The sequence below is a fragment of the Mesorhizobium sp. M0028 genome (genome assembly GCF_040323855.1).
Classification (GTDB): Bacteria; Pseudomonadota; Alphaproteobacteria; order Rhizobiales; family Rhizobiaceae; genus Mesorhizobium.
In genome coordinates this window covers 155,004-171,071 of record NZ_JAMYVG010000001.1, presented here as the reverse complement: position 1 = coordinate 171,071, position 16,068 = coordinate 155,004, and the positions used below count along the sequence as shown (strand labels likewise).

14 protein-coding genes are annotated in these 16,068 nt (G+C 62.4%); 4 read left to right on the top strand and 10 right to left on the bottom strand.

Annotated features, from left to right (window positions below):
* The first annotated feature begins 45 nt into the window (after positions 1-45).
* Positions 46-609, top strand: coding sequence for a DUF1003 domain-containing protein (locus NKJ93_RS00830; protein ID WP_023720086.1), 564 nt, complete (start codon positions 46-48; stop codon positions 607-609).
* Entirely contained in the window at positions 606-1,193 is a 588-nt protein-coding gene (locus tag NKJ93_RS00825) for a DedA family protein (protein ID WP_023720087.1), read from the top strand. The genes NKJ93_RS00830 and NKJ93_RS00825 overlap by 4 nt, the downstream gene beginning before the upstream one ends.
* A gap of 3 nt (positions 1,194-1,196) precedes the next feature.
* On the opposite strand, the gene NKJ93_RS00820 is transcribed toward NKJ93_RS00825, so the two are convergent.
* The 6 genes from NKJ93_RS00820 to NKJ93_RS00795 all read right to left on the bottom strand — a co-directional run bounded on the left by NKJ93_RS00820 (position 1,197) and on the right by NKJ93_RS00795 (position 8,182).
* Positions 1,197-1,784 carry a hemerythrin domain-containing protein gene (locus tag NKJ93_RS00820; protein ID WP_023720088.1) on the bottom strand — a complete coding sequence of 196 codons (588 nt, stop codon included), beginning with the start codon at positions 1,782-1,784 and terminating at the stop codon, positions 1,197-1,199.
* A gap of 40 nt (positions 1,785-1,824) precedes the next feature.
* Complete coding sequence (locus NKJ93_RS00815; RefSeq protein WP_023720089.1) at positions 1,825-2,184, bottom strand: diacylglycerol kinase; 360 nt, start codon at positions 2,182-2,184, stop codon at positions 1,825-1,827.
* A 76-nt stretch (positions 2,185-2,260) separates the two neighbouring features.
* A complete protein-coding gene (locus NKJ93_RS00810) occupies positions 2,261-2,680 on the bottom strand; it encodes a GFA family protein (protein ID WP_352482212.1) in 420 nt (139 codons plus the stop codon).
* A gap of 147 nt (positions 2,681-2,827) precedes the next feature.
* On the bottom strand, positions 2,828-4,201 hold the full coding sequence (locus NKJ93_RS00805) for a class II 3-deoxy-7-phosphoheptulonate synthase (RefSeq protein WP_352482211.1): 1,374 nt from the start codon (positions 4,199-4,201) through the stop codon (positions 2,828-2,830).
* Between the two features lie 179 nt (positions 4,202-4,380).
* Positions 4,381-7,881, bottom strand: a complete 3,501-nt coding sequence (gene mfd / locus NKJ93_RS00800) for a transcription-repair coupling factor (RefSeq protein WP_352495352.1) — start codon at positions 7,879-7,881, stop codon at positions 4,381-4,383.
* Positions 7,882-7,894: 13 nt separating this feature from the next.
* A complete protein-coding gene (locus NKJ93_RS00795) occupies positions 7,895-8,182 on the bottom strand; it encodes a succinate dehydrogenase assembly factor 2 (RefSeq protein ID WP_023720093.1) in 288 nt (95 codons plus the stop codon).
* Between the two features lie 91 nt (positions 8,183-8,273).
* On the opposite strand from NKJ93_RS00795, the gene recG reads away from it, so the two are divergent.
* Positions 8,274-10,382 carry an ATP-dependent DNA helicase RecG gene (recG, locus tag NKJ93_RS00790; protein ID WP_352587027.1) on the top strand — a complete coding sequence of 703 codons (2,109 nt, stop codon included), beginning with the start codon at positions 8,274-8,276 and terminating at the stop codon, positions 10,380-10,382.
* Here the strand turns inward: recG and NKJ93_RS00785 are convergent.
* Together NKJ93_RS00785 and glmS are read right to left on the bottom strand one after the other, a co-directional pair.
* On the bottom strand, positions 10,334-11,086 hold the full coding sequence (locus NKJ93_RS00785) for a DUF502 domain-containing protein (protein WP_031194320.1): 753 nt from the start codon (positions 11,084-11,086) through the stop codon (positions 10,334-10,336). The genes recG and NKJ93_RS00785 overlap by 49 nt on opposite strands.
* A gap of 80 nt (positions 11,087-11,166) precedes the next feature.
* The gene (glmS, locus tag NKJ93_RS00780) at positions 11,167-12,990 is read right to left on the bottom strand and encodes a glutamine--fructose-6-phosphate transaminase (isomerizing) (protein ID WP_023720095.1); all 1,824 of its coding nucleotides are present in this window, start codon (positions 12,988-12,990) and stop codon (positions 11,167-11,169) included.
* Between the two features lie 225 nt (positions 12,991-13,215).
* On the opposite strand from glmS, the gene NKJ93_RS00775 reads away from it, so the two are divergent.
* Positions 13,216-13,569: a hypothetical protein gene (locus NKJ93_RS00775; protein WP_031194321.1), complete on the top strand. Its 354-nt coding sequence runs from the start codon at positions 13,216-13,218 to the stop codon at positions 13,567-13,569.
* 1 nt (position 13,570) lies between these two features.
* Here the strand turns inward: NKJ93_RS00775 and glmU are convergent, their stop codons facing one another.
* Together glmU and NKJ93_RS00765 are read right to left on the bottom strand one after the other, a co-directional pair.
* Positions 13,571-14,932, bottom strand: a complete 1,362-nt coding sequence (glmU, locus tag NKJ93_RS00770) for a bifunctional UDP-N-acetylglucosamine diphosphorylase/glucosamine-1-phosphate N-acetyltransferase GlmU (RefSeq protein ID WP_352587025.1) — start codon at positions 14,930-14,932, stop codon at positions 13,571-13,573.
* Between the two features lie 130 nt (positions 14,933-15,062).
* Positions 15,063-16,010 carry an AraC family transcriptional regulator gene (locus NKJ93_RS00765; RefSeq protein ID WP_352587022.1) on the bottom strand — a complete coding sequence of 316 codons (948 nt, stop codon included), beginning with the start codon at positions 16,008-16,010 and terminating at the stop codon, positions 15,063-15,065.
* Positions 16,011-16,068: the final 58 nt, after the last annotated feature.

Sequence of the window (16,068 nt, the reverse complement as noted above, 5' to 3'; positions counted from 1 at the left end):
ATGAACCGGCAGCTTCTACCTCTATCGCTGACGACGGAGGCGACGATGAACAAAACGATCGAGGACCTGGCAAACCGCTGGCTGAAGCGAAAGCCGGACGGCCTCAGCGCGCTCGAAAGCCGGGTGCTGCAATCAACGCTCGAGCGCACCACGATCTCCAAGGACACCAACAAGGCCGTCGCCTTTCACCAGACGTTTGGCGACCGCCTGGCTGACACCATCGCCCGGATCGGCGGTTCGTGGTCCTTCATCCTGACATTCATTGGCTTCCTGATCCTGTGGACGGCAGGCAATGTCTGGCTCTTGTCGCGCGCCGCCTTCGATCCCTATCCTTTCATCTTCCTCAATCTCGTGCTTTCCATGGTTGCTGCCCTGCAGGCGCCAGTGATCATGATGGCGCAGAACCGCCAGACCGAGCGCGATCGTATCGACGCCGCCCACGACTATGAGGTTAATCTCAAGGCCGAGATCGAGATCATGGCGTTGCATGAAAAGCTCGACGAACTGCGCCACAGCCAGATCATCGGCATGCGAGACGAGATCGCCCGGCTGGCCGAGCAGGTGAAGCGCATCGACGAGATTCTGTCGAAGCAGCGGACGTCTTCATGACGGAAGCCATTCATCGTCTCATTGAGCAATATGGGCTGGTCGCGGTTTTTCTGGGCTGCGTCGCCGAGGGCGAAAGCGCCGCCATCCTTGGCGGTTTCTTTGCGCATCAGCATGTCTTCGTCCCGTGGCAGGCCTTCCTCGCGGCGGCGCTCGGCGCCTTCGGTGGCGACACGTTCTTTTTCATCCTGGGACGGAGCTTCGCCGACCATAAATTCGTGATCGGACTCCGAGCCCGGCCGGGTTTCAGCCACGCCTACCGCCTTGTCACCTCTCATCCCAACATTTTCGTGCTGTCGAACCGCTACATCTATGGCCTGCGCCTGGTCGGTGGTATCGCAGCCGGGCTGTCGGGCATCGCCGCAGCGCGCTTCGTCATCCTCAACGCCATCTCGTCGGTAGTCTGGGCGGCACTGTTCTGCACTGTCGGTTATGTCTTCGGGCTGGGCGCGGAGCGCATCGTCGGCCAGGCGCTGGCCCGCCACGAGCGGTTGCTGATCGCCCTGGTCATCGGTCTCGTTGTGGCCATCCTCGGCTGGCTGGCGTCGCACGTCCTCGCCAAGAAGGAGCTTCGCAAGGGAAGCTGATCGTCAATCAATGCCGAGCGCGCGGTCGCCCTTCTCGAGGATCAGCGGAATGATCAGGTCTTCCTCGTCGGCAAGATGCCGGGTCAACATGGCGATCAGCCGGCTGTTCTCGTCGGCATAGGCATCGGCGGCGAAGCGCTGTTTGTCCTCGCTCTCCTGAAGCGTGCCGATGAAGGCATTTGCCGCCTCGGCATTGCGCTCCAGTCCCTCATGGATTGTGTGGTGATCGGCATCCAGGATTTCGAAGCCGCGCTTCAGACGAGTCTCGGCCCTGGCGAAGACCGGGAAATAGTGATGGTCCTCGACATTGTGGTGGCCATCGAGATTGCCGAGGAAATGATTCAGGCGCGGCGCGAACCAGCGTGCGAATTCCGGCGCGTTCAGCCTGCCCTCACGATAATCGCCAATGCCGTTAGTGAGCATGCCGCCAAGGTCGCGGAACATGTCGTGCCGCTGCAGCCACATATTGGCCATGCCGTGGATGTTGGCATGCGCCTGCCAGTCCTCGCGCGGATATTTTTCCACCAGCCAGCGCAGATCGTCCGGCAGGCCCTCACGTTCAAGCAGCAGAAATCCGGCGGTATCGGCCATATCGGTCTCCTCGATTAACCGGCATGTGGTGCCTGAAACCTCAGATCGGTACCCCAACGATGCGCTCGATGACTGCGACGCCCCAGACGCCAGCGACGATCACCACCGAAATCAGCACTGCCAGCGAACCGCAATCCTTGGCCAGCTGGATGTCGATGTTGAATTCCCGGCTGAACGCGTCGCATGCCGCCTCAATGCCGGTGTTCAGCACTTCGATCATGATCATGAGCAGCACCGCGCCGATCAGCAGGGCATAGCCGCGCCACGATTCTGAAAGGAACCAGCCGAGCGGCAGCGCAAGCACAAGCAGGACCAGTTCCAGCTGGAAGGCCTCCTCGCCGGCGGCCAGTTTGCGAAACGCCCGCACCGAATTGTAAAAAGCGTCGATCAGCCGCTGCATGCCAAAACCCTTCGGAATCACCGGCAGGGGATAGCGCAATGGCTGGATCAAGGGAATAAGGCGGCCTCTTCAAAAATCAGCCGTCTGCTACCTTGATCGACGGCGTCGACTTCTCGAACTGCGGCAGCCCATCGTCGATCGCGTAGTAATCGCCCTTGTCGCCGACGAAGATATGACATTCCCCTTGAAGTCCGGTTGGCGCGTCGAACAGGCCGGCCATGACCGAAACGTAGCCACCCTCCATCGGTTTCCAGAACAGCAGCGATCCGCATGTCTTGCAGAAACCGCGCCTGGCAAACGAAGATGCCTCGTACCAGGTGACGTTCTCTGCGCCGGCGATTGTGATGTCGCGATCGGCGACATTGGTCGCGGCATAAAAATGCCCGCTCTGCTTTCGGCACTGCGAGCAATGGCAGTAGATAACGCCGCGTAGCGGTCCTCGCGTCTGCAACCGCACTGCCCCGCACAAGCATGATCCGCTGTGACTGTCAGCCATCTCGGCCTCCCAATGCAATTGCCATCGCTTGGCAGGATTCCAGTTTTGCGCGCGTTACGCACCAGCAAATGCGACGCCCGCCGGATTGAATACAAAAAGCGCCGGATTTCTCCGGCGCTTTTTCAATATATCAAAGTTCAGATCGCATCAGCCGTTGACGGCCTGCTTGTGCTGGACCGGATGGCTCTTCTTGAGCAGATCGGACACCAGGAAGGCCAGCTCGATCGCCTGGTCGGCATTGAGGCGCGGGTCGCAATGGGTGTGGTAGCGATCCTGCAGCTCTTCGGCGGTGATGGCGCGGGCACCACCGGTGCACTCGGTGACGTTCTTGCCGGTCATCTCGATGTGGATGCCGCCGGGATGCGTGCCTTCGACGCGATGCACCTCGAAGAAGGTCTGCACCTCCTTCAGGATGCGGTCGAACGGCCGTGTCTTGTAGCCGGCGGCCTCGATGGTATTGCCATGCATCGGATCCGACGACCACACCACGCTGCGGCCTTCCTTCTGCACCGCGCGCACCAGTTTGGGCAGATGTTCGGCGACCTTATCGGAACCGAAGCGGGCAATCAGCGTCAGCCGGCCAGGCTCGTTCTCCGGATTGAGCAGGTCGATGAGCTGCAACAGGCCGTCCGGCGTCAGCGACGGGCCACATTTCAGGCCGAGCGGGTTCTTGATGCCACGGCAGTATTCGACATGCGCGTGGTCGGGTTGGCGCGTGCGATCGCCGATCCAGATCATGTGGCCGGAGGTGGCGTACCAGTCGCCCGAAGTCGAATCGACGCGGGTCAGCGCCTCTTCATAACCGAGCAGCAGCGCTTCGTGGCTGGTGTAGAAATCGGTCTCGCGCAGTGCGTAATTGGTCTCCGAGGTGATGCCGACGGCCTTCATGAAGTCCATCGTCTCGGTGATGCGGTTGGCGAGCGACTCGTATTTCTCGCCCTGCGGGCTGTCGGACACGAAGCCGAGCATCCATTGATGCACGTTCTCCAGGCTGGCGTAGCCGCCCTGGGCGAAGGCGCGCAACAGGTTGAGCGTCGCCGCCGACTGGCGGTACGCCATCTCCTGCCGCGCAGGATCGGGAATGCGCGACTTGGCATCGAACTCGATGCCATTGATGATGTCGCCGCGATAGCTGGGCAGCGTCACACCGCCCTTGGTCTCATTGTCGGACGAGCGCGGCTTGGCGAACTGGCCGGCGACACGGCCGACCTTCACCACCGGCTGCGCGCCGGCGAAGGTCAGTACCACCGACATCTGCAAAAAGACGCGGAAGAAGTCGCGGATATTGTCGGCGCCATGCTCGGCGAAGCTCTCGGCGCAATCGCCACCCTGCAGAAGGAATGCGTCCCCGGCAGCGACGGCTGCAAGCTGCTTCTTCAGCTTGCGCGCCTCACCTGCAAAAACCAACGGCGGAAAGGTGGCGAGCTGGGCTTCCGTGTTCCTCAGCGCGACAAGGTCCGGATAGGCAGGAACCTGCTGGATCGGCTTAGCTCTCCACGAATTCGGCGACCATTTCGTCATCGAAGCACCCAACGCTCTTTCGCACGGACGCCATCGCCCGCCAATCCGCCCAATATGGGGTCGCGGCTCCATACACGAAGCCGATTTCCTATTCTAGACCGGAATTGGCCGCGTGGCGAATGGGCACGGCACGGTGAAAGTGCCGGTGCGGCTGTGCCCAGAGCACCAGCGACACCCTGCTACGCCGCCGCCTTCTCCACCAGCCGTGCCAACTGCGTCATGACAACCGCCGAGCCTGCCAGCCGCTTTTCGGGGGTCGGCCAGTCGCGGCTGAAGACGACGCTCTGGTCGGGCCGGATCTTGGCCAGCGAGCCCTGTTCGCCGATGAGCTTGACCAGCCCGACCGGATTGGGGAATTCCCGCTTGCGGAAATGGATGACGACGCCTTTCGGCCCGGCGTCGAGCTTCTCGACGTTGGCCTTGCGGCAAAGCGCCTTGATGAAGACGATCTTCAACAGATGTTTTACCTCTTCTGGCAGCGTCCCGAACCGGTCGATCAGCTCGGCGCCGAAAGCATCGATCTCTTCCGTATTTTCGAGATCGCCAAGACGGCGATAGAGCGCCAGCCTGAGCTGCAGGTCCGGGACATAGCTTTCCGGGATCATCACCGCTGTGCCGACGGCGATCTGCGGCGACCAGCCGCCGTCCTGCACCTCGCCGGAATCCTTCACTTCGGCCACCGCCTCCTCCAGCATCTGTTGGTAGAGCTCGAAACCAACCTCCTTGATGTGGCCCGACTGCTCTTCGCCGAGCAGATTGCCGGCGCCGCGGATATCGAGGTCGTGGCTAGCCAGTTGGAAACCGGCGCCGAGCGTATCGAGCGACTGCAGCACTTTCAGCCGACGCTCGGCTGTATCGGTGAGCTTGCGGTTGGCGGGCAGTGTGAACAGCGCGTAGGCGCGCACCTTCGAACGGCCGACACGGCCGCGCAGCTGATAGAGCTGCGACAGTCCGAACATATCGGCGCGGTGCACTATCAGCGTGTTGGCGGTCGGGATATCGAGGCCGGATTCGACGATGGTGGTCGACAAAAGCACATCGTACTGGCCGTCATAGAAGGCGTTCATGATGTCGTCGAGTTCGCCCGGCGGCATCTGGCCATGCGCCACCGCCACTTTCAGCTCAGGCACGGATTCGCGCAGAAAATCATGGATTTCCGCGAGATCGCTGATGCGCGGCACGACATAGAAGGAATGGCCGCCACGGTAGCGCTCGCGCAGCAACGTTTCGCGGATGACCAGCGGATCGAAGGGCGAGATGAAGGTGCGCACTGCCATGCGGTCGACCGGCGGCGTAGCGATCAGCGACAGCTCGCGCACGCCGGTCAAGGCAAGCTGCAACGTTCGCGGGATCGGCGTCGCCGACAAAGTCAGGACGTGGACGTCGGTCTTCAGGTCTTTCAGCCGTTCCTTGTGCTTGACGCCGAAATGCTGCTCCTCGTCGATGATCAGCAGGCCGAGATTCTTGAACGAGATCGAGGAGCCGAGCAGCGCGTGCGTGCCGACGACAATGTCAACCTGACCTTCGGCGATGCCCTTCTTGGCCTCGGCCAGTTCCTTGGCGCCGACCAGCCGCGAGGCCTGGGCGACACGGATCGGCAGGCCCGAGAAGCGCTGCGAGAAGGTCTTGAAATGCTGGCGCGACAACAATGTCGTCGGCACCACCACCGCCACCTGAACGCCTTCCATCGCCGCGATGAAGGCGGCGCGAAGTGCAACTTCGGTCTTGCCGAAGCCGACATCGCCGCAGATCAGCCGGTCCATCGGCTTTCCGGCGCCTAGATCATCCATGACCGAATCGATCGCCGTCTGCTGGTCATCGGTCTCCTCATAGGGAAAACGCGCTGCAAACTCGCCATAGAGGCCTTCCGCCGGCACCAGCGCCGGTGCGGCCCGCATCTGCCGCTCGGCGGCGATGCGGATCAGCTGCCCGGCCATGTCGAGCAGGCGCTTCTTCAGCCGCGCCTTGCGCGATTGCCAGGCGCCGCCGCCAAGCTTGTCGAGCGTCGCCTCGGCCGAATCCGAGCCATAGCGCGACAGCAGCTCGATGTTTTCCACAGGCAGGAACAGCCGATCATCGCCGGCATAGTGGATTTCGAGGCAATCGTGAGGCGCACCAACCGCCTCGATGGTACGCAACCCGATGAAACGGCCAATGCCATGATCGGAATGGACGACAATATCGCCCGAGGACAACGCCGAAGCCTCGGCGATGAAGTCGGACGCGCGCTTCTTGCGCTTCGAGCGTCGGATCAGCCGGTCGCCGAGAATGTCCTGCTCGGCGACAACGACCAGTTTCTCCGTCTCGAAGCCGGATTCGAGCGGCAGCACGGCCAGTCCCGCCTGCCCCGGCTCAAGCCTTTCGGCTTCGGCAAGCGTCGCCACCGGCTTCAGATTGCCAAGATGATGCTCGGCCAGGATCTGACCAAGCCGGTCGAGCGAACCCTCGGTCCAGCCGGCGACGATGACGCGGCGGCGTGCAGCGCGCTCGTCGGAAATGTGTTTTACGACGACGTCGAAAACGTTGGCGCTAGGGTCGGCGCGTTCCTCGACGAAGCTGCGGCCGTGGCGCGAGCCGGCATGGAACACCTTTTTCGCACCGGCATCGGGCGCATCGAACGACGTGAAGTCTATTGCTTCGCGCGGGCCAAGCGAGGCAATCAGGTTCTCTGGCGACAGATAGAGCAGATCCGGCGGCACCGGCTTGTAGGGCACCGCGTCCTTCAAGGCGCCGTCGGCCTGCTTCTTGCGCGCTTCGTAGTGGTCGAGGATCAGAGTGTGGCGCTCGGCCAGTGCCTCATGCGCCAGATGGTCGAAAACCACAGGCGCGTCGGGTAGATAGTCGAAGACGGTTTCCAGCCGCTCATAGAAGAACGGCAGCCAGTGCTCCATGCCGGCAAACCGCCTGCCCTCGCTGACCGCCGCATAGAGCCCATCGTCGCGCGAGGGTGCGCCAAAGGCTTCGATATAGGCACGGCGGAAGCGGCTGATGGTTTCCGGCGTCAGCGCCACCTCGCTCATCGCCTGCAACGCCATCGACTTGCGCTGGCCGGTGGTTCTCTGTGTTGCGGTGTCGAAGACGCGGATCGATTCCAGCGTATCGCCGAAGAAATCGAGGCGCAGCGCCTCCGCCCATCCGGGCGCGAAGAGATCGAGGATGCCGCCCCGCACTGCAAATTCGCCGATGCCGCGCACCGTCGGTACCCGCTCGAAGCCGGAAGTCTCCAGCCGCGACACCAGTACGTTCATGTCGATCTGGTTACCGGGCTTGGCGTGAAAGGTCTGCGCCTCGACGAGTTCCGCCGGCGGAATGCGCTGAAGCAACGCATTCGCGGTGGTGAGAATGACGGCGCGGTGCGGCCTCTTCGCCAGCGCAATCATTGCTGCCAGCGCATCGAGCCGCCTTGCGGCGGCATCGGCGCCGGGCGAGACGCGGTCGTAAGGCAGGCAATCCCAGGCCGGCAGTTCCAGCACCGGCAGGCCCGGCGCGGCAAAGGCAAGCGCCTCGACGATCGCCGGCAGACGCTGGCCGTCGCGTGCCACGAAAAGCACCGGCTTGTCAGGGGCGATCTCGTGCGCAGCCTGCACCAGCGCAAAGGCTTCGTAGCCGTCGGCGACGCCATCGACAATGAACTGGCCGGCGCGGCCTTTCGGCAGACCGATCGTAGGGATAAGGCTCATGGCTACACGTTGTTCAGAAGGTCATGTCCCGGCGCGAAGCCAGGATTTTTTGCAGGACGGCACAATCTATATCCGTCGGAACCGGGCGCTCGCCGGTGACGATAGGCAGGAATTCGGTGTCGGGAATGTCGAGAAGCCTCTCATATTGGTCGATTTCGTCGCCGGTCAAGGCGCCGATCTCGGCATCGGCGAAGCTGCCGAGTATCAGGTCCATCTCGCGCATGCCGCGGTGCCACGAACGAAACAGAAGCTTGCGGCGGCGGGTATCGAGCCCCTCGCTTGATCGAGTCGTTCCGGTCATCGTGCAACATCCTTGCCCAGGCGGCGCATATAGCGTGGATAGAAGGCGGTGTCAGCCTTGCGCTCCGGCCGGCGCAACATAAGCTGACATCATGCGTCCCTCCCTCCTCGATCCGCTGTTTGTCCCGATCACCTCGCTTGCTGGCGTCGGGTCGAAGGTTGGCGTATTGATCGAGAAAGTCGTGGCGGCGGATCTCGGCGACCGGGCAGCGCGCGCCGGCGACCTCTTGTTCGTGCTGCCGCATACTGTCATCGATCGCCGCAACCGGCCGGGCATCGCCGGTTCGGCCGAGGGCGCAATCGTCACGCTCGATGTGCGCATCGACCGCCACCAGCCGCCGCCGCGTGGCAACAGGTCGGTACCCTACCGGGTCTACGCCCATGACGACACTGGCGAGATCGCGCTGACCTTCTTCCATGCCCATGCCGCCTATCTCGAAAAAGCGATGCCCGTAGGCGAGCATGTCGTCGTCTCGGGCCGCATGGAATGGTTCAACGGCCGCCCGACCATGGTTCATCCCGACCATATCGCACTTGCCGGCGACGCAGAAAACCTCCCATTGGTCGAGCCGGTCTATCCGCTGACCGCCGGGCTCTCGGGCAAGGTGCTGCGCCGGGCGATTGGCCAAGCGCTGGCCCGCCTGCCGGTGCTGCCCGAATGGCAGGACGGCGAGTTCCGGCGCCGCCACGCCTTTCCTGCTTTCGGCGATGCGCTCACCCGGGTCCACAATCCTGCCGACCCGATCGACGTCTCCGTCGACGGCGCGGCGTGGCGGCGCCTTGCCTATGACGAGTTCTTGGCCGGCCAGGTATCGCTGGCGCTGGTCCGGGCCAAGGTCCGCCGATTATCGGGCCGGCCACTCGTTGGCGACGGCCGCATAGTCGAACAATTGCGCGCGGCACTCCCTTATTCGCTGACCATGTCGCAGGAAATGGCGCTTGCCGAAATCAACGCCGATCTTGGCGACCCCGAACGCATGCTGCGCCTTTTGCAGGGCGACGTCGGCTCCGGCAAGACGGTGATCGCGCTGCTTGCCATGGCGCGTGCCGTCGAGGCAGGCGGCCAGGCGGCATTGATGGCGCCGACCGAAATCCTGGCGCGCCAGCATCTCGCAACGATTGCGCCGTTGGCGGAACGGTCCGGCTTGCGCGTCGCCATCCTCACCGGCCGCGAAAACGGCCGCGAGCGCGCCGACACGCTGACCGGGCTGGCCAATGGCGACATCGACATCGTCGTCGGCACCCATGCGCTGTTCCAGCAAAGGGTGACGTTCCATGACCTCGTGTTCGCCGTCGTCGACGAGCAGCACCGTTTCGGCGTCCACCAGCGCCTTGCCATCACCGCCAAGGGCGATGCGCCCGACATGCTGGTGATGACGGCAACGCCGATACCGCGGACGCTGGTGCTGACTGCCTTCGGCGACATGGACGTGTCGAAGCTGACGGAAAAGCCGGCCGGCCGCCAGCCGATCCGCACCGTCACCTTGCCGCTTGAACGGCTCGACGAGCTGATCGGCCGCATGCTCGACGCTGTCGCCGATGGCCAGAAAATCTACTGGATCTGTCCGCTGGTTGAGGAATCCGAGGAGATCAAGCTGATGTCGGCCGAGGACCGTTTTGCCTCGCTGAAGCCGCTGTTCGGTGATCGGATTGGCCTGGTGCATGGCCGCATGAAGGGCGCCGACAAGGACGAGGCGATGCGCGCCTTCAAGCAGGGTGAAACGCGCATCCTGATCGCCACCACGGTGATCGAGGTCGGCGTCGATGTGCCTGACGCAACAATCATGGTCATCGAGCATGCCGAGCGTTTTGGCCTTGCCCAGTTGCACCAATTGCGCGGCCGGGTCGGGCGCGGCGACAAGCCGTCGTCCTGCGTGCTGCTCTACAAGGACCCGATTGGCGAGACGGCCAAACGCCGGCTGTCGGTGATGCGCGAGACCGAGGACGGCTTCCGCATCGCCGAAGAGGATCTGAAGCTGCGCGGCGAAGGCGAGTTGCTCGGCACCCGCCAATCCGGCACGCCGGGCTTCCAGGTGGCGCGCATCGAGGCGCATGCCGACCTGCTCGAGGCCGCCCGCGACGATGCGCGGCTGATTCTGTCGCGTGATCCGGAACTGCAGTCCGAACGCGGCACGGCGCTGCGCCTGCTGCTCTATCTATTCGGCCGCGACGAGGCCGTGCGGCTCCTGCGCGCCGGCTGAGGCATCGCGTCGAGCGGCGGATTGGCGAGCGCGCCGTGGATCTGCTCGCCGTTCACCGTCACCATTTTGACCGCCGGCGCCACCAGGCCGGCCGAAACGATCAGCTTGGCTCCGTCCTCGATCGTCATGTCGAGCAGCACGATGTCGGATTTCGGTACATACATCAGAAAGCCCGTAGTCGGGTTAGGCGTACACGGCATGAACACCGCAATCAGCGGATCGCCTTGCTGGTCGAGCTTCTGGTTGATCTCGGTTTCCTTCTCGCTGGCGACGAAGACCAGCGACCAGACCCCCTTGCGCGGATATTCGACCAACCCGACCTGGCGGAACATGTCGCCCTTGTTCGACAGCACGGTCTCGAAAATCTGCTTCAGCGAGCCGTAGATGCCGCGCACCAGCGGCATGCGGCCAAGCAGGCGCTCGCCGAAGTTGACGATGGCGCGACCGACGATATTGGCTGTCAGGAAACCGATAAAGGTGATGAGGATCAGGGCAACGATCAGCCCAAAACCCGGCACTGGAAACGGCAGGTAGGTGTCCGGATTGTAGCGTACCGGGATGTAGGGTTTCACCCAGGAATCGACCCAGCCGATAAGCGACCAGGCAATGTAGGCGGTGATCGCCAATGGCGCGCAAACGACGAAGCCGGTCAGGAAATAGTTTCTCAGCCGGGTCATGCCTGAGGTCTTGAGAGCATCCGACATGGTTCACCGCAGCGTGTGTTTGCAACGCGACACTACTGAACCCGAAGGCGCTTTGGAATTGCGAAGTTTTTAAACGAGACCTATTCCACCGTTACCGATTTCGCCAGGTTGCGAGGCTGGTCGACGTCCGTGCCCATGAACACGGCGGTGAAATAGGCGAGCATCTGGATCGGCAGCGCGTAGATGATCGGCGAGATGATTTCCGGCACGTCCGGCAAAACGATCGTCTCCATCGTCTTCACCGTAGCGTGTGCAGCGCCCTTGCTGTCGGTGATCAGGATGATCTTGCCGCCGCGCGCCGCCACCTCTTGCATGTTCGACACCGTCTTTTCGAAGATGCGGTCGTGCGGGGCGATGACGATGACAGGCATGTTCTCATCGATCAGTGCGATCGGCCCGTGCTTCAGCTCGCCGGCGGCATAGCCTTCGGCGTGGATATAGGAAATTTCCTTGAGCTTCAGCGCGCCTTCCATGGCCAGCGGAAAATTGGTGTCGCGGCCGAGGTAAAGTACATTCTTGTAGTGCGAGAGGTCGCGAGCGATCTTTTCGATCTGCCCATCGAGCTTCAGCACCTGGTTGGCGTAACGCGGCGCTTCGGATAGCGCGCGCACCAGTGTCTTCTCCTGCTCGGGCGAAATGGTTCCACGCGCCATACCAGCTCGCACCGCCAGCGAAGCCAGCACGGAGAGCTGGCAGGTGAACGCCTTGGTCGAGGCGACGCCGATCTCCGGGCCGGCCAGTGTCGGCAGGATGACGTCGGATTCGCGCGCCATGGTCGATTCGCGCACATTGACCACAACACCGATCTTCATGCCGGCCTTGCGGCAGTAGCGCAGCGACGCCAGTGTGTCCGCCGTCTCGCCCGATTGCGAGATAAAGAAGGCGGCATCGGTCTTCGACAGCGGCATCTCGCGGTAGCGGAACTCCGAGGCGACATCGATGTCGACCGGCAGTCGCGCATAGCGCTCGAACCAGTATTTGCTGATCAACCCGGCGAGATAAGCGGTGCCACAGGCCGAAATCGCCAGCCGGTCGATCTTGGCGAAATCGAATGGCAGGTCGAGCGGCTTCGAGACGCCACCGACGAAATCCACATAATGTGCCAGCGTGTGCGAGATCACTTCCGGCTGTTCGTGGATTTCCTTTTCCATGAAATGGCGCCGGTTGCCCTTGTCGACCATGAAGCTCGTGCTGAGCGACTGCTGGCGTTTGCGGTCGACCTTGTTGCCGTCCATGTCGAAGATGGCAACGTCGTTGCGGCGCACTACCGCCCAGTCGCCGTCTTCCAGATAGGTGATCGAGTTGGTGAACGGGGCAAGCGCGATGGCGTCGGAGCCCAGGAACATCTCGCCATCGCCATGTCCGACGGCCAGCGGCGGGCCATTGCGGGCGCCGACGATCAGATCCTCGTCGCCCTTAAACATGATGGCCAGCGCAAAGGCGCCTTCCAGCCGCTTCAGCGCCTGATGCGCGGCCTCGACCGGCTTCAGGCCCCTGGCCAGTTCGCGCGCCACCAGATGGGCGACGACCTCGGTGTCGGTCTGCGAGGAAAACGTATAGCCGTCGCGGATCAACTCATCGCGCAATTCGGCGAAATTCTCGATAATGCCGTTATGGACGATGGCGAGCCCGTCGGAAAAATGCGGATGCGCATTGGTCTCGTTCGGCACGCCATGCGTTGCCCAGCGCGTGTGGCCGATGCCGATCGTGCCACCGAGCGGTTCGTCCTTCAGCCGGCGCTCGAGATTGATCAGCTTGCCTTCGGCACGGCGACGGGCGAGATGGCCATGATCGATGGTCGCGACGCCGGCCGAATCATAGCCGCGATATTCGAGCCTTTTCAGCGCATCGACGATAAGCGGCGCGACCGGCGAGTTACCGACTATTCCAACGATACCGCACATGGCGCTTCCCCCGACTCTGACTTCAAACCCGGCACTATTTAGAGACTGCCTGGCTACCGCGAAAAATCACATTCCATTTCGTCCGGTATCAGCCGGACTATCCTGCACAGATGCACCATCACAGAGCGCTCTTGCAATCCGGTTACTGCAATTGCTCAGTTTCTCCGCTCATATATCCTATCTCGCCTCAAGGCTCCTGAAATCAGTCAAAGACATGATGCGGCCATGAACGAACGAATTGACACGGTGACACTTTGGCGTCCGGTTGGGCCACGCGAACTGGAGTTGATCCAGAGTTCAGGGATGCGCGCCTTTCCTCCTCGACTTGCCGATCAGCCGATCTTCTATCCGGTAACGAGCGAGGCCTATGCCACCCAGATCGCCCGAGACTGGAATGTGCCCGCGAGCGGATCAGGTTTCGTGACCCGTTTCGAGGTGCGCCGCAGCTTTCTGGACCGTTACAGCGTCCAGCATGCCGGCAGCCGGGCGCATCTGGAATACTGGATCCCGGCCGAAGACCTGTCCGCCTTCAACGATGCAATCGTTGGGGAAATCCAGCTTGTCGCTGAGTTCCGTTAGGCTATCCTTTTTTGTGGGCAGCCGCGGCCGAAGCGAACCGTTCGCGCAACTCCTTGCCCTTGCCGGGCAGAGTCCGCTGGCGGGCACGGCCGAAGGCCAGTGCATCGTCGGGCACGCTTTCGGTGATGACGCTGCCCGAGGCGATGTAGCCGCCCTTGCCGATCGACACCGGCGCCACCAGCGAGGAATTCGAGCCGATGAAGGCGCCCTCGCCGATATCGGTGAAGAATTTCGAATAACCGTCATAATTGCAGGTGATGGTGCCGGCGCCGATATTGGCGCCTGCGCCGATGCGGGCATCGCCGATATAGGTCAGGTGGTTGACCTTGGCGCCCTCCTCGACGATCGCTTGCTTTACCTCGCAGAAATTGCCGACCTTGGCTTTGTTTCTCAGATCGGCCCCGGGCCGCAGCCGCGCGAACGGCCCGACATCGCAATTCGACGCGATGGTTGCGCCTTCGATATGGCTGAAGGCATGGATCTTGGCGCCCGTGGCGATTTTCACGCCCGGCCCGAACCAGACATTGGGCTCGATGATCGTATCGGCCCCGATATCGGTGTCGTGCGAGAAGAACACGGTTTCTGGCGCAATCAGCGTCACGCCGGAAAGCATCGCTTCATGCCGCCGGCGCGCCTGCCAGATGCCTTCCGCCTGGGCAAGCTCGGCGCGGTTGTTGATGCCGAGCGCATTTTCGAAACTGGCTTCGATGGCGACGACATCAAGTCCTTGCGCAGCGGCGATCTCGACGATGTCGGTGAGATAATACTCGCCCTTGGCGTTCTTGCTGCCGACTTGATCGAGCAGCTTCAGCGCATGCCTGCCGGCGACCGCCATCAGCCCGCCATTGCAGAAGGTGATTTTCTTCTCCTCGTCCGAACAGTCCTTCTCCTCGCGGATGGCGACGAGCTTGCCGGCCTTTTCGATAAGCCGGCCGTAGCCCGAAGGATTTTCCGTACGGAAGCCGACCACGACGACAGCCGCACCTTCGGCCAGCTTCAGCCGCGCCGCCGCCAGTGCTTCCGGATCGATTAACGGCGTGTCGCCAAACATCACCAGGATGTCTTCATAACCCCTTGATATCGCTGCCCGCGCGGCAAGCACGGCGTGCGCGGTGCCGAGGCGCTTTTCCTGAACAAAAGTCTCGACCTTCGGCGCGAACTTGAGTGCCGCCTTGCGCATCTCGTCGGCGCCATGGCCGATCACCAGCGCCAGATCACCGCTGCCGGCGGCTTCAGCCGCCTTGACGACGTGGGCAACCATCGGCAGGCCGGCGATTGTGTGCAGCACTTTCGGCACCGCACTCTTCATGCGCGTGCCTTCACCGGCAGCGAGGATGATGGACAGGCAGGATCTCTGGCTCATGGGGACAGCAACCGTTGAAAGGAGTCTGGAATCGAAGCGTTAGTAGCACCGGCGCCATGCTGCACCAATGCGGTTAAATTCCGGTGAGACGGTGGAACCTCCAACCCGCGAGACGCTCAAGCCGATCGGCTCAGGCGGCTTCCGCCTCGTTGCGTGATGCGAAGCCGGGGGCTCGGCCACGACCGTATTGCCGTGGCGAACAGTTCATGACCCGCTTGAAGGCTGTGCTGAAGGCGCTTTCGGATTCGTAACCGAGCGACAGCGCGATGACGGCGACGGGATCGCTGGAATTCGTCAGCCGGTCGCCGGCCAGCAGCATTCGCCAGCGCGTCAAATAGTCCATGGGCGATGCGCCGACCGTCTCCTTGAATCTAAGCGCAAAGGTCGATCGCGACATGCCGGCCCGTTCCGCCAGCTCCTGTAACGTCCAGCCATGCGCCGGATCGTCGTGCATGGCGCTGATCGCCGCGCCCATCTGTTTGTCCGCCAGGGCAAAGAGCCAGCCGATGCCACCTTTCAATCCTTCCGAAAGATGCAGCCGCAGCGCCTGAACCAGCATCATGTGGGCGAGGTGCCGGATCACCAGAAAGCCGCCCGGTTGTGGCTCGCGCAGCTCCTGCATCATCCGCTCCACCGACCAGCGCAGCGCAGACTGGTCCGACTCTTTGCGGATATGCACAATGGCTGGCAGCATCCGCAACAGGATGCCGGCATGATTGCCGCCAAGCGCGAAGCGGCTGCTGACCAGAAAGAAATCACCGCCGCCATTGTGGGTCACGACACCGCCGGCTCGCGCTGGCGGAAAAATCTTGACGGCTTCAACAGGCGCCAGGCCCATGTCGCTTGCAAGGCGGAAAGGCCGTCCGCTCGGCAGCAGGAAACAGTCCCCCGTCTCAAGGTGCACTGCGTCGGCAACGCCCTCCACCGACAGCCAGCACCGGCCCGAGACCACCGCTCCCGTCTTGATGCTTTGCTGCTGGTCGGGGAACTGGATCGACCAGTCACCACCTGCATCGAAGCCGGCCGACATATAGTTTCGCGGCTTCAGCAGCGAGAGCACATCTGAAAGGGGATCCATGGGTCATTCCGGACGATTGCGAAGATAATACGGACTTTACCGCATAGATCGTATTTTC